Source organism: Paenibacillus pinisoli (assembly GCF_003605435.1).
GTDB classification, from domain to species: domain Bacteria; phylum Bacillota; class Bacilli; order Paenibacillales; family Paenibacillaceae; genus Pristimantibacillus; species Pristimantibacillus pinisoli.
The window spans coordinates 1,056,379-1,069,173 of the sequence record NZ_QXQB01000002.1 but is presented as its reverse complement, the minus strand read 5'-3'; the positions used below and the strand labels follow the sequence as shown (position 1 = coordinate 1,069,173).

Sequence of the window (12,795 nt, the reverse complement as noted above, 5' to 3'; positions counted from 1 at the left end):
GATTCCTCCCAATAAGGTTCTTTAGATCAATAATTGTCGTTGTTTGTATGGCGGACACCGACCTTATTCTACCATAGTGCCCGCTCCAAAATCTAACCTGCCATTAGGCTCATACGAGCTCTTGCGCGGCGCGCTTCTTCTGCCACAGACGGTATGCGCCCAAGGAAATGACGAGAAATATGCCGTATACGGCAACTGTCGTCAGGCTGCTCTTGGGGTTGCTCATCAGATTGTCGCCAACCATGGCGAAGAGGAGCATGGCAGGGATTTTGCCGACGGATGAAGCGATGGCATAAGAGAGAAAGCCGACCCGACTGAGCGCCGCATATACGTTGATAATGATAGATGGAATGAAGGGCAGCAAGCGGGCGAACAGAATAGCGAGGAACGCGTTACGCTCGAACAGCGTCGTTACTTTGTCTATGCTTTTGTAGCGGTGAAGCGCCCGCTCTCCCCACTCTTGAAAGCCGTATCGCACGAACAAAAACATCAGGATAGATGCCGCTGCCGATCCAACCCAGGTGATGGCAGCACCCATTGCCGGTCCAAGCGCGGCGCCGATCACTCCGCCTATTACGGGATAGGGAATGATGGGGAAAAGCGCCATCATAGTAGCCATCACGGCGACTAGAAGCAAATTCTCCGACTGCTGGAACCAGGACAGGATTGTCTCCCCGTACAAATAAATGATGACAGCGACGGCTATGTAGCTCAACGCCATTAGAAGCTTTTTGCGCACAAGTGTACCTCCGGAATAGTCTCCCGCCTATTATAGCATGTCCTCTACCCGGAAATAACCTGAAAGACACGGCTTGACCTTCACGTTGCGGCAACGTTTAGAGTAGGGGAAACACATATTTAAGGGGGACGTTCGGGATGCCAAACCATGACGAGATTTATAACAAGGAAGCAGAGCGATATGACCAGTTGATTGCCTCGCAGCCTAAGCTGATGGAGATTATGAATGAGATTAAGCCGCTTGCGGGACTGGATGTGCTGGATATGGGGGCCGGTACGGGGCGGCTGGCAGTGGCGATTGCGCCAAGCGTGAAGTCGATCCTGGCTACCGATGCATCCGCTGCCATGCTGAAGCTGACGGGGGAACGTCTGAGGGCCTCTGGCATGCAGCATTGGGGGACGGCGGTTGCCGATCATCGTAGCTTGCCGCTGGAAGATAACTGCGTCGACTTGGTTGTGTCGGGGTGGAGCATCTGCTACTTGTGCGCGTCTGGCATAGCGGAGTGGAGAGAGAACTTGGAGCAGGTCATGAGTGAGATCGGCAGGGTGCTTCGTCCGGGAGGAACGGCGATTATTTTCGAAACGATGGGCACCGGCTGCGAGACGCCTCAACCGCCGGAATTTCTGCTGGATTATTATCGGGCGCTGGAGGAGGAGTGCGGCTTTCAGCATCGCTGGCTGCGCATGGACTATCAATTTGATTCGGTTGAGCAAGCAGAGGAGCTGACGGCATTTTTCTTCGGGAAGGAGCTGGCTGAGCGCGTGGGTCGAGAGCGCCTGACAACCTTGCCCGAATGCGCTGGTGTATGGTGGCGGCAGTTTGAGTGAGTGCGGGGGAAGGGGCGAGTGGGAGCGGTAGCGGCTGAGGCACAACTAAAAGTTGCTGAGTCGGCGAATGGGGCGAAATAGCGGCGCGAAGCCCCGTTGCAGGTGCGAAATCGGCGAATTTAGCGAAATAGCGCCGTGAGGCACCCTTGCAGGTGCAAAATCGGCGCATGGAGCGAAATAGCGCCGTGAGGCACCGCTACAGGTGCGAAATCGGCGGCTGGAGCGAAATAGCGCCGCGAGGCCCCGTTGCAGGTGCGGAATTGGCGGCTGGAGCGAAATAGCGCCGCCAGGCCCCGTTGCAGGTGCGAAATCGGCGGATGAAGCGAAATAGCGCCGTGAGGCCCCGTTGCAGGTGCAGAATCGGCGGATGGAGCGAAATAGCGCCGTGAGGCCCCGTTGCAGGTGCAGAATCGGCGGCTGGAGCGAAATAGCGCCGTGAGGCCCCGTTGCAGGTGCGAAATCGGCGGATGAAGCGAAATAGCGCCGTGAGGCCCCGTTGCAGGTGCAGAATCGGCGGCTGGAGTGAAATAGCGCCGCGAGGCCCCGTTGCAGGTGCAGAATCGGCGGCTGGAGCGAAATAGCGCCGTGAGGCCCCGTTGCAGGTGCGAAATCGGCGGCTGGAGCGAAATAGCGCCGCGAGGCACCGCTACAGGTGCGAAAGCGGCGGTTGGAGCGAAATAGTAGTGTGTGGCGAGGTGGGTATAAGTCGATTGAATCGACTATGCAGGCCCACTAATCGGTTGGAGCCAGAAACAGAAAGAAAAAGGAGACGAGTTTACTCGTCTCCTTTAATATTAGCTGCACTGTTCGTACGTTGCTGAACGCGTGCCATCAGCTCTTGCATCTGAGTGAGCAGGAAGCCGCCTTCCTCTGGGGAGGCGTCCAGCTGGCACAGCAGTTTTTCCGGTATGTCTACAGCCTGCTCGCGAAGCTGCCTGCCTTGCTCCGTGAGGGCAATGACGACATTGCGCTCGTCGTTTTTGTCTCGGGTGCGGGTGATGTGGCCTGCAGCCTCCAGTTTTTTCAGCAGCGGAGTCAGCGTACCGGAATCGAGGTATAGTTTGGCTCCAAGCGTGCTGACCGTCACTTGATCTTGCTCCCAAAGAGCAAGCATAGTGACGTATTGGGTATACGTCAGGCCGAGCTCCTGCAACAGCGGGCGATACAGCTTTGTCAACTCCCGAGAGCATGCATAGATGGCAAAGCATATTTGATTTTCCAGCTTCAAAGTTTGATCTGTTTGCATAAGAAGGCCCCCAACATAGCTCATTGAAAAAGCAGCCGAATCATCTATTTTAATGGGTTCAATTAAATTGCATTAAATTAAATAGTAGCGAATGACCATCGCTTTGTCAACGAAGAAACAATGATGGGGAGTTCCTCTACCCTCTAATCCAGCCAAGTGCCTATGCCGAATTTCTTCCCTTGCTGAGCGTACCAGTGCGCGACAGAGACGTCGAAGACGGCCATGCCCATGGGGCAGAAGAGCAGGCTTTCGCCAGCGGCAATCCCGGCGAGAGCGTCACGGCAGCTGACATCGCCTAGCGTCATGACGTCCTCCTTGTGCAAGCCCGCTTCCCTGTGCAGAAGCTCGATGTCGGTATTCTCCCGGCATACCTCCGTCCAGTCATCTACGACGATGTTGCGAATCGCACGGATCGCCTCCAACCGGTAGTCGCGCAGAGAGACGTCCAAAAGGAGCGTGCCTGGAGCGGGCGGCGTGTCGATGTAGCGGTCGGAGCCTGCCGTACAGGTGATGACGACATTGCATTGCGGATACCAGTCTCTCCAGTCATCCGTCACAGTCGCAGGGATTTTCGCATCCTCCGCAAAACCATCCTGCCAATCAATACCTCGAATATCGGTCAAATAGATATGGTCGATTTGCTTTCCGAACAGCCAGCGGCACATCTCAAAATGAATACGCCCAATCGGTCCCCAGCCGATAATGCCAATCCGAAGCTTCCTGCTCTCCGGCGGGCGGCTTGCTAGCCAGCGTAGCAGCATCAGTCCGCTTACGGCAGCCGTACGCACGGCGCTAACCGTGGCGGTGTTCAGGATCGCAGAAGGCTTGCCGGTGTCGGCGTCGTTCAATACGGTGACGCTATGCGCGCGCGGAAGGCTCCCCGCGAGATTGCCGGGAAAGCTGGCAATCCACTTGATGCCAGCGGCATGAATGCCGCCGCCGATATAGGCGGGCATCGCGATCATGCGATTCGCGGGATTCCCATAGCGGAGATATGGCTTGAGGGGCTGAGCGTACTCGCCTCTGTCGATCATCCGTACGGCTTCCCCAATGACATCGAGCAGCTCGCGCCAGTGAAAGCCGATCGCCCGCAATTCTTTATCTCCTAAATAGAGCAAGCATAATCGCCTCCCTCTGAAAGGATCGAGGCGCCGAATTGCCCGCGCATCCACTCATCGTTGAACACGGTATCCATATAGCGTTCTCCGCGGTCGTGCAGGATAGCGACGCAAGTAGAGCCATCCGGAATATCGTCCAACATACCTGCAAGCGCGGCGATTACGGCTCCGGATGATGGGCCCGCCAGAATCGCCTCCATCTCCGCGAGCCTGCGGCAGCCCGCAGCCATCTCGCGGTCGGTGACGTTCACGGCGTAGTTCATGAAGCGGGTCTCGCCAAAAGGAGGAACGATCCCCGCTCCAAGGCCGGGGAAGAGGCGAGGCCCTTTCTCCCCGCCGAGGATGACGCTCCCTGCCGCATCTACGGCAATCACTTTGGTCGCCATCCCGCAGTCGGCGATATATCTGGCGCAGCCTAGCATCGTGCCGCAAGTGCTGACGCCCCCGGCAATATAATCAACCTTGCCCAGCGCAGTAGCAATCTCGGGCATCGTGCCGTCGTAATGCGCCAGATAGTTGTTCGGATTGGCGTATTGATTGGGCCAGAAGCTGCCGGGCAGCGCCTCCCGCAGCTGCCGGACCCGCTCCAGGCGGGCGGGCAGAAATTCGCCCGTCTCCGGATCGGGCGTATCGACGTATGACACCTCGGCTCCGTACGCCTTCATAATGGCGATATTGGCGGCTGCGGTGCGCGGATCGATAACGCATATGAACCGGATGCCGAGCAAGGAGCAGATGGCGGCAAGGCTGATCGCCATATTGCCCGAGCTGGATTCAATCATGACGGAGCCGGGGCCGATCAGCCCCTCATCCCAAGCGTTGCGCACGATGCGCAGGGCCGGCCGGTCCTTCGCGCTGCCGCTTGGATTCATTAGCTCCAGCTTGCCGAAGACGCGTATGCCGCGCGAATTCGCGAACAGTCTGTTCAGCGGCACGAGCGGCGTATTCCCGATTCTATCCAACCAGCTATCCCTCATGGTCAGCAGCACCTTTCATTGATATAGCTTCTTGGCTTTCACAGCTCCTGCGGGAAGCTGGTCCCGCCCGCTTACATGTATAACCTCAATGCCCTGAAGCAGACGGTTGCGGATCATCATGCCAATATCGCCGATCTGATGCTCGACGTCATATCGGATGGCCGCTGCCGTCCGCTCGTCTAGCTGGCTGCTCTTGATATACAGCCTCAGCTTGTTGGATTCTACCCGCACTCTTAACAGCGCGTCCCTCAGATGCCTGTTCACCGCTTCCTCGATGTCATACAGGCTGATCTTCTCGCCGTGCTTCAGTTCCGGTCCGATGCGCTTCGTAATGCAAGCGAAGGTATGAAGCGTTCGTCCTTCATGGGCCATGATGCGAAAATCCCGCACCACATCGCAGGTGACGTAGCGGACGGCGGGGAAGAGGGTACGGGAGAAGGAGGTGAGCACCAGGACCCCCTCGCCAGGTCCTAGCGGTCCATAACCCAGCATCTCACCCGGCAATGACTCTCCATACACATCTTCCGATAAGACATAACGCCCCAGCTCATGGGAAAATGCGGCGATTGCGCCAACCTCGATCGAGCCGTACGTATCCAGCACATCACTTGCGCCAATGCCGAAGCGGGCAGCCATGTTCGCCTGCCATTCCGCTGAGGCCAGCTCGCCGACCAGAATGATCTTGCGAATGCGGAGGGAACGCGGAGATGGATGCGCATCCGCTATGGCCTCCAGGATCGATGGCATCGTATATAGGAGCTGAGGGCCGTACAGCGCAAGCCTGGCTACGTGCTCCTCTACAGGCGCAGTGAAAGGAATCGCCTCCGCTTCAATGCCCAGATCCCGGAATATCGCAATAGCGGTGCTGGCGGCATGGCCTGTGCCGAGATCGGCCATTGCCCTCGTTATCCCATGATCATTCCCCAGCCAATTCAGATAAGAAGCCGTCTTGGCTTCAATATATCGGCGGTCATCCTCGGGTGAGTAGTAGATCGCCTTGCGGATGCCGGTCGAGGTGCCCGATGTCCGATAGACGGACAAGCCGCTTTCCGTACGTTCAGCTTGCCCGTAGTAGTGGCGCTCCAGCGCTTCAGTGTCTATAAGCGGCAGCTGGGACAGAGCGGGAGGGCTTCTATCTATCTCTGAGAGAGTGATGCCGGATAGGCGCAATAACGGCTCATACCAAGGATGCAGCCGCGCAATATGGCGCAGCTGATCGTTCAGCTTCCATTCCATCATGCTGTAGTCATCCTCCTAGAATACGGCTGCAATCGTCCACATGCCGTTACTAAAGCATATGTGCAAGCGTACCGATGGTTCGGCTATGACGACAGCGGCCTAAAGCGATTTTTATATATTTTCGTATGATAGTAATAGAACGAGATTGGGAGAGATACAAGTCTATAGACAGGAGCCGGAGACGACAAAATAATATCGCCGTTCACGCGGGCGGCGTGAAGGGAGCAAGGTTGAGGACAATGGCTAAACTTAAAGTGAAAGCCAGCGGAAAACCGTACCGGGTATCCGACAAGTGGGCCAAAACAAATGTCATGTTGCGGGATGAAGGGCTGCGGGGATATATCCCGTCGACCCGAAAGCTAAGCCGTCTATCCCTACACAATCTCCTCCATTCCCATCAGATGGTCTACGTGAAGCCGACCTACGGATCGTTGGGACGAGGAGTCATGCGAGTTGAGAAGCATAGTCCGGGTGAATATTCCTATCAGCTTGGAGGCGACTTCAAGACCTTCCGCAGCTTCGACGGGCTTTACCATTCTCTGAAAAAGGACACGCTGGGCAAAAGCTACCTTGTGCAAAGAGGCGTCCATCTGTTGAAATACGAGGGAAGACGGTTTGACCTGCGCGTCGTCGTGCAGCGCGCTCCGCAAGGAGGTTGGGAGATGACGGGGGTGGTCGCCAGAATCGCCCATCCGGAGAAGATTGTGACCAACGGCAGCCAAGGCGGCTCGATCTTGACCGCGGAGCAAGTGCTCAGCGCCCATATGGGCCCGTCGCAGCAAGGCGCTCTGTGGAAACGGTTGGAGAATATCGGGATCAGCACCATAAAGCGGCTGCACCGCAAGTATCCGCGTCTGAACGAGATCGGTCTCGATGTCGCGATCGACAATCAGCACAGGCCGTGGATTTTGGAAGTGAATACGACGCCGGATCATTGCCCGTTCGCGATTCTGCCGGATCAGTCGATGATCCGCCGCATTGTGGATTATGGAAGCAAGTATGGCAGGCATTACCGATTGAACTGCTTCAAGGCGAAGAATACGCTGTAACCGAAATAAGAAACAGGGCAGCATGCGAATGTGCATGCTGCCCTGTGATGTCTCTCGCGCAAGCGCCGAACCTTATTTTTTGGCTGCAATCGAGAAGATGACTTGCTTCTGCTTGCTGTCGATCAGAATATTGATCGTATCGCCGCCGATGGCTGCGTGGGTTTGCGTAACCGACTCGCCTTTCTCTACCTTCTCGCAGATGTCGCTGAACAGCTGTTTGAAGGCGATGGCGTTGTAGCCGAACAGCCCGTTGGCGAACATGTCGACCGCTTCCTTATTGCGCGCCAGCGATCCGTCGCGCAGTCTCATCGTAATGCCGTACGTATTGTACTGAGGGTCCAGCCAGATTGCCGCTTCCTCATTGATGGCTGTGCTGCCTGCCGGACGGTTCAGGACGCTCTCCTTCTCCGTCTGGTCCTTGAACAAACGTAGCGTAGTGTCATACAGATCGTGATTGGCGCCTCTAAGCTGTCCTACAAGCAGCAGCGATTCATAAGCGTCCCACATCCGTTTGTCCGGGAAGACGATAACCTTGCTGCCGCCGCCGAACGTAGGCACGATGCGCTCCAGCTTGTCAGGAGATACATTGATCTTCAGACGCTTGGACTTGACGGTCAGACGCTCCAGAATGACCAGCGCCTGGGCGCGGGTCACCTTCTGTCCGACGCCGAAGAAGCCGTTCGGATAACCCTCCATGATGCCTTTCACAAGCGTCTCCGCGATGAAGCGCTGCTCCCGCTCGGTAGCTCCTTTAATATCGCCGAAGGCTTGCGCCATTTTTTGACCGTAGATGCTGTCCTCCAGAAACTCGGTTTCCTGCAGCGTATAGTAGACGACTTCCGCTACGTTCTCGCGCGTCATATCCATTTGGAAATCAGCATAGCGGGTTTTGTTCAGGAAATGAAGATCGCTTGCAATATCAATAAAGTCTTTGGCCCAGTAACCGACTGTATTCGGTGCGAAAGTAAAGTAGCGGTAATCCTGCTTTAGAATCGCCTGGTTCTCCAGACTCAGAGAGTTCATGAAACCGGTGTTCCAGCTGCGTGATCCGTTCTGGTGCAGATCGGCGTATGAGAGAATGAGCATTTTGACGAATTGATCCACCTTCACTGTCTCTTCTGGTCGGAAAGTCCCGTCCGGGTAGCCTTCCAATATGCCGCGATTGACCATGTCGATGATCGTTTTCTCCGCCCAATGGCCTTTTGTGTCTTTGAATGGAGAGGCTCCCGCTGCCGCAACCGCTTTCTCATATGCTGAAGAGGGCATAATAGCCGCCCAAAACATCGTGATGCCTATCATAAGTAGTGCCAATCGTTTCATCTATCCGTGTCCTCCCAAAATCGATTTATTCCGACATCCTCTAGATAACCATATCCGGACGTTATTGAGAATGGGCAGAATGATGCAACCTTGGCGGCTGATAAAGCACTACAATGCTAGCTCTTTAAGCATAGCGAAGGGCGATAGCTATAGTCTCATTTACATATAATTGGCAAAAAGATACGGGGTCATAAGACGCAATAACGAACAGCAGGAATAGGTACTTAGGGGTGATGTCCATGCATAAGCCTGAATAGCAAAGACGGCTTCAAGAGCCGCTCGGGCTCTCGAAGCCGTCCTATAAGTAGGTAATCGCGATTAGTCCAATACTGCGCTAATGTGGGCTTTGGTAACGGACCAGTGGGACGCTGTCCAAACTTTTTTCTTCTTATCGATATAGATAATCTGAGGAGACTCGTGCTTGACGCCTGTATCTTCGGCAATCTTATTGGAGACAGGGCGGGACTCGATTACCTTTACGAGCACATAGTCGATATTGTCCTTCGGGCTGCCGCCAAGGTAGTTACTGAACTCTTCATGCGCATTGGCGCTCACTGGACATGTCGTGCTGTGCTTGAACACCACAAGCGGCTTGGACTCGGACTCCTGGAAGACGTTGTCCCATTCTTCGGCAGTTGTAATTTCTCTGTATGTCATATGCGTGACACTCCTTCATCTATAAGTGGTTGCTCCTGTCGTTATTATATCTCTAGTGAGGGATTAAAGTCATCTGTCCGCCAATCTTCTGGTGATGATGGTTATGTTATAATGTCGGGAATTAATGCCATTTATGATCGGGAGGGGAAGCGCTCATGATGATCCGGTCCGTTCGCGAATCCGATTATTTTGAAATTGTACCTGTAGTTAATGAATGGTGGGGCGGGCGCCAGATAGACCATTTATTGCAGCGGCTATTTTTTGTCCATTTTCAGAACACAAGCTTTGTAATGGAAGAAGAGGGTCGTATCGTTGCATTCTTGATCGGTTTTGTATCGCAATCGCAAGCCGATGAAGCATACATTCACTTCGCAGGCGTTCATCCGGATTATCGAGATAAAGGCATGGCGAAGCAGTTATATGACAGGTTTTTTGGCCAGGTGCATGAGCTTGGATGCTGCACGGTTCGCTGCATCACGTCGGCGGTCAATGAGGGATCCATTCAATTTCATATGAAAATGGGATTTACAGTGTCGTTTGAAAAGGACTATGAGGGCGAAGGGCGGCATTATATCAGCTTTGCAAAAAGGATATCGATCTAAGTGTTAAAAAAATCACAGCTTGGGGTTGATTTTCGAAAATAATTCGTGATAATATGTGTACATCAACGAAATGACCGTTTTAGTATTTTGGTCATTCGGTCACGAAGTCAGAGGAAGAAGGAGGCGTTGCAAGTGGCCATTGATCGACGACAGCTCATTGTAGATGCGGCAGCGAAGTCATTCTCGCTATTCGGATACAAAGCGACGACCATGGACGGGGTAGCCAAGATCGCCAATGTCGGCAAGGGCACCATCTATACGTTCTTTACGAACAAAGAAGAGCTGTTCCAGGAGATCATGAACCGGATGATCGGGGATATGAAGCGGCTCGCCGAGCAGGCGATTGATCCAAGAAGGAAGTTCTTCGATAATCTGAATGCGGCGCTGGAGCTGCTGCTTGACTTCCGCGAGGAACATGAGCTGGCGCTGAAGCTGTCGCAGGAGATGCGGGAGATCGGCACGCCGATGGCGCTGGAGGGCTTGCAGCAATTGGAGCGGGCCGTAGTCGGCTACATTGCGAGCCAAGTGAAGGCTGCGGTGGAGAAGGGCGAGATTAAGCCTTGCGAGCCTCAGATGACGGCGTTCGTCATGCTGAAGCTGTACATGGCGCTGACGGTGGATTGGAAGAAAACACACGAGCCGCTGAAGAAAGAAGAAGTGGCGGAGCGGTTAAGGTTTTATCTGGAGCAAGGCCTGGCGCCGGCGTAAGCGGGATGCCTTTTTTTACCACAATAGAATTCCTAGTATAGCGGATTTACTCGTTCTATTTGGCGATAAAACCTACCTCTATACGCGGTCGCTCATCTTGAAAGGCCTCGATAGAGGTTTTCTCACGGCTTAGAATGACCAATTGTCCAAAGTGGTCATTTCGTATTGGCAATGCTGCCAAACATACACAGACAAACAGGGAGTGGAAAATATGAAGTTGAAAGGCTTGCGGCAATTCGGCAAAGAGCTGTCGGCGATCGCGCGCAATAAGAAGGTGCTGATACCGGTTATTGCGGTGCTGACGGTTCCGGTCATGTATACAGCGATGTTCCTTGGCGCGTTCTGGGATCCGTACGCGAAGATGGAGGAGCTGCCGGTAGCGGTCGTCAATTCCGACCAAGGCACGGAGTTCCAAGGCAAGCAAATGCATATTGGCGATGATTTTGAGGAAAAGTTAAGAGAAAATCCAAAGTTTGATTGGGCTTTTGTAACGAAGGAAGAAGCTGTCCAAGGCATGAAGGACAACAAATATTATATGGCGATCGAGATTCCGGCGGATTTTTCGGAGAAAACTACATCGCTGACCTCAGACAAGCCGGAACCGGCCAAGCTGGTATTCCTTCCTAATGAGAGCTACAACTTCCTGGCCGCGCAGATCGGCAATACGGCGGTTGAGCAAATGAAAGGCATGCTGAACAAAGAAGTAACGGAAGTATATACAAGAACCGTATTCGAGAAGCTGGAGTCGGCCGCCGACGGTATTGTGAAAGCAAGCGACGGCGCAGGCAAGATTGCCGACGGCACGACCAAAGCGAAGGACGGAGCGCAGCTGCTGGAGCAAAATCTAAGCAAGCTGACAAGCGGTACCGTTACGCTGCAGGATGGAGTATCCAAGCTGAACACGGCAGGCAAGCAATTGCAAAGCGGCGCTGCTGAGCTGAAGGATGGTGCTGCAACACTTGAGAACGGCATGGGCTTGCTTGCTGATGCAGGCGGACAATTGGCGAATGGTGCAGCTGGCGCTCAAGATGGAGCATCGAAGCTGGCGGGAGGCTTGACGGCATCCGCAGCGGGTACGGCGGAGCTGGAGCAAGGCGCAGCTAAGCTGTCTGCCGGACTGCAAGGCCTTGCTGCCCAGAATGAGGCGCTAGCCGCCGATCCTAACTTCCAAGCGTTGATCGCGGCGAGCAAAGCGCTTGCCGGCGGACTTGAGAAGTCGTCCGCAGGCCAGCAGGAGCTTCTGGCAGGCGCTAACGGCCTGGAAGCCGGATTGAAGCAGCTGACAGCAGGCGCAGACACGCTGCAAACCAAATTGGGTGAAGCGAAGACTGGCGCAGGCACACTGACCGGCGGACTGACGAAGCTGTCGGGCGGCACAGTGGAATTGTCTCAAGGACTTGGCAAGCTTAATGATTCGGTAGGCTCTATGACTTCCGGCGCGGAACAGCTGGAAGAGGGCGCAACCAAGATGACATCCGGCCTTGTCGAGCTGGAGGACGGCACGCATGAGCTTTCCACGAAGCTGAGCGACGCATCGTCGCAGACATCGGAGCTGTCCATGACAGATGAGATGGTCGGCATGTTCGCAGAACCGATCCAGCTTGATGTGGACAGAGTAACGGAAGTGCCGAACTACGGCACAGGCTTTGCCCCTTACTTCCTGTCGCTAGGCTTATATGTAGGCGCGCTGTTGATTACAATTGTGTATTCCGTTAAGGAACCGGCGATCCGCCCGGCGAACGGCTGGAGCTGGTTCTGGAGCAAGGCGCTGACGCTGATGCTGGTCGGAACCATACAGGCTCTGATCGCGGACGCAGCGCTGATCTTCCTATTGAAGCTTGAAGTACAGAATATGGGCTTGTTCATTCTGTTCTCGATCATTACAAGCATCACCTTCATGATGCTGATTCAATTCTTCGTGGCATCGATGGGCAATCCGGGCCGCTTCGTAGCGATCGTGCTGCTTATCCTGCAGTTGACCAGCTCCGCGGGCACATTCCCGCTGGAATTGATCCCGGGCTGGCTGCAGCATGTGACGCCATGGCTGCCGATGACGTATTCGGTGGCAGGCCTCAAGGACGTCATCTCCAGCGGCGAAACGACCCGCATGTGGGGAGACGCCGGCTTGCTCGGCATCTACGCTCTCGTCTTCGCTGGCTTGACGCTGGCTTACTTCATCGCCAGCCATCGCAAGGAAGGCGGCGGCACAAGAGAAGAAGGATCAACTTCTATTGCATAAATAGAAGATCAGCCATTGATTCGGTTTATAAAACGCTGCATCATCTAAATTGCGCAAACGGCACCTTTATCAGG

Annotated in this window: 12 protein-coding genes; 5 read left to right on the top strand and 7 right to left on the bottom strand. The window is 54.6% G+C overall.

Going from position 1 to position 12,795, the window contains the following annotated elements; translation table 11 throughout:
• Positions 1-109: 109 nt before the first annotated feature.
• Positions 110-739 (bottom strand): TVP38/TMEM64 family protein, encoded by a 630-nt coding sequence (locus D3P09_RS12120; RefSeq protein WP_120110089.1) that lies wholly within the window; start codon positions 737-739, stop codon positions 110-112.
• A gap of 137 nt (positions 740-876) precedes the next feature.
• Here D3P09_RS12120 and D3P09_RS12115 point away from each other — a divergent pair, with 137 nt between their 5' ends.
• Positions 877-1,566, top strand: a complete 690-nt coding sequence (locus D3P09_RS12115) for a class I SAM-dependent methyltransferase (RefSeq protein ID WP_120110088.1) — start codon at positions 877-879, stop codon at positions 1,564-1,566.
• A 775-nt stretch (positions 1,567-2,341) separates the two neighbouring features.
• Here the strand turns inward: D3P09_RS12115 and D3P09_RS12110 are convergent.
• The 4 genes from D3P09_RS12110 to D3P09_RS12095 all read right to left on the bottom strand — a co-directional run bounded on the left by D3P09_RS12110 (position 2,342) and on the right by D3P09_RS12095 (position 6,146).
• Positions 2,342-2,812, bottom strand: coding sequence for a MarR family winged helix-turn-helix transcriptional regulator (locus tag D3P09_RS12110; RefSeq protein WP_120110087.1), 471 nt, complete (start codon positions 2,810-2,812; stop codon positions 2,342-2,344).
• A gap of 143 nt (positions 2,813-2,955) precedes the next feature.
• Positions 2,956-3,930: a 2,3-diaminopropionate biosynthesis protein SbnB gene (locus D3P09_RS12105; RefSeq protein ID WP_120110086.1), complete on the bottom strand. Its 975-nt coding sequence runs from the start codon at positions 3,928-3,930 to the stop codon at positions 2,956-2,958.
• Entirely contained in the window at positions 3,918-4,907 is a 990-nt protein-coding gene (sbnA, locus tag D3P09_RS12100; protein WP_120110797.1) for a 2,3-diaminopropionate biosynthesis protein SbnA, read from the bottom strand. Before sbnA ends, D3P09_RS12105 begins: the two co-directional genes overlap by 13 nt.
• 15 nt (positions 4,908-4,922) lie before the next feature.
• The gene (locus D3P09_RS12095) at positions 4,923-6,146 is read right to left on the bottom strand and encodes a phenylacetate--CoA ligase family protein (protein WP_120110085.1); all 1,224 of its coding nucleotides are present in this window, start codon (positions 6,144-6,146) and stop codon (positions 4,923-4,925) included.
• A 239-nt stretch (positions 6,147-6,385) separates the two neighbouring features.
• Here D3P09_RS12095 and D3P09_RS12090 point away from each other — a divergent pair, with 239 nt between their 5' ends.
• Positions 6,386-7,195: a YheC/YheD family protein gene (locus tag D3P09_RS12090; RefSeq protein ID WP_165867409.1), complete on the top strand. Its 810-nt coding sequence runs from the start codon at positions 6,386-6,388 to the stop codon at positions 7,193-7,195.
• A 72-nt stretch (positions 7,196-7,267) separates the two neighbouring features.
• Here D3P09_RS12090 and D3P09_RS12085 read toward each other — a convergent pair whose 3' ends face one another.
• On the bottom strand, positions 7,268-8,515 hold the full coding sequence (locus D3P09_RS12085) for an S-layer homology domain-containing protein (protein ID WP_120110082.1): 1,248 nt from the start codon (positions 8,513-8,515) through the stop codon (positions 7,268-7,270).
• A gap of 318 nt (positions 8,516-8,833) precedes the next feature.
• Positions 8,834-9,172, bottom strand: a complete 339-nt coding sequence (gene ytxJ, locus D3P09_RS12080; protein WP_120110080.1) for a bacillithiol system redox-active protein YtxJ — start codon at positions 9,170-9,172, stop codon at positions 8,834-8,836.
• A gap of 155 nt (positions 9,173-9,327) precedes the next feature.
• On the opposite strand from ytxJ, the gene D3P09_RS12075 reads away from it, so the two are divergent.
• The 3 genes from D3P09_RS12075 to D3P09_RS12065 all read left to right on the top strand — a co-directional run bounded on the left by D3P09_RS12075 (position 9,328) and on the right by D3P09_RS12065 (position 12,721).
• Complete coding sequence (locus D3P09_RS12075; RefSeq protein WP_120110078.1) at positions 9,328-9,774, top strand: GNAT family N-acetyltransferase; 447 nt, start codon at positions 9,328-9,330, stop codon at positions 9,772-9,774.
• A gap of 132 nt (positions 9,775-9,906) precedes the next feature.
• Positions 9,907-10,482 (top strand): TetR/AcrR family transcriptional regulator, encoded by a 576-nt coding sequence (locus D3P09_RS12070; RefSeq protein ID WP_120110076.1) that lies wholly within the window; start codon positions 9,907-9,909, stop codon positions 10,480-10,482.
• A 211-nt stretch (positions 10,483-10,693) separates the two neighbouring features.
• Positions 10,694-12,721 carry a YhgE/Pip family protein gene (locus D3P09_RS12065; protein WP_243644106.1) on the top strand — a complete coding sequence of 676 codons (2,028 nt, stop codon included), beginning with the start codon at positions 10,694-10,696 and terminating at the stop codon, positions 12,719-12,721.
• Positions 12,722-12,795 lie beyond the last annotated feature (74 nt).

Bases quoted from the DNA above. Each gene is read 5' to 3' on its own strand.
- D3P09_RS12110 (WP_120110087.1), bottom strand. From the start codon at position 2,812: ATGCAAACAGATCAAACTTTGAAGCTGGAAAATCAAATATGCTTTGCC.
- D3P09_RS12115 (WP_120110088.1), top strand. From the start codon at position 877: ATGCCAAACCATGACGAGATTTATAACAAGGAAGCAGAGCGATATGAC.
- D3P09_RS12090 (WP_165867409.1), top strand. From the start codon at position 6,386: ATGGCTAAACTTAAAGTGAAAGCCAGCGGAAAACCGTACCGGGTATCC.
- sbnA (WP_120110797.1), bottom strand. From the start codon at position 4,907: ATGAGGGATAGCTGGTTGGATAGAATCGGGAATACGCCGCTCGTGCCG.
- D3P09_RS12075 (WP_120110078.1), top strand. From the start codon at position 9,328: ATGATGATCCGGTCCGTTCGCGAATCCGATTATTTTGAAATTGTACCT.
- D3P09_RS12085 (WP_120110082.1), bottom strand. From the start codon at position 8,515: ATGAAACGATTGGCACTACTTATGATAGGCATCACGATGTTTTGGGCG.
- D3P09_RS12095 (WP_120110085.1), bottom strand. From the start codon at position 6,146: ATGATGGAATGGAAGCTGAACGATCAGCTGCGCCATATTGCGCGGCTG.
- D3P09_RS12065 (WP_243644106.1), top strand. From the start codon at position 10,694: ATGAAGTTGAAAGGCTTGCGGCAATTCGGCAAAGAGCTGTCGGCGATC.
- ytxJ (WP_120110080.1), bottom strand. From the start codon at position 9,172: ATGACATACAGAGAAATTACAACTGCCGAAGAATGGGACAACGTCTTC.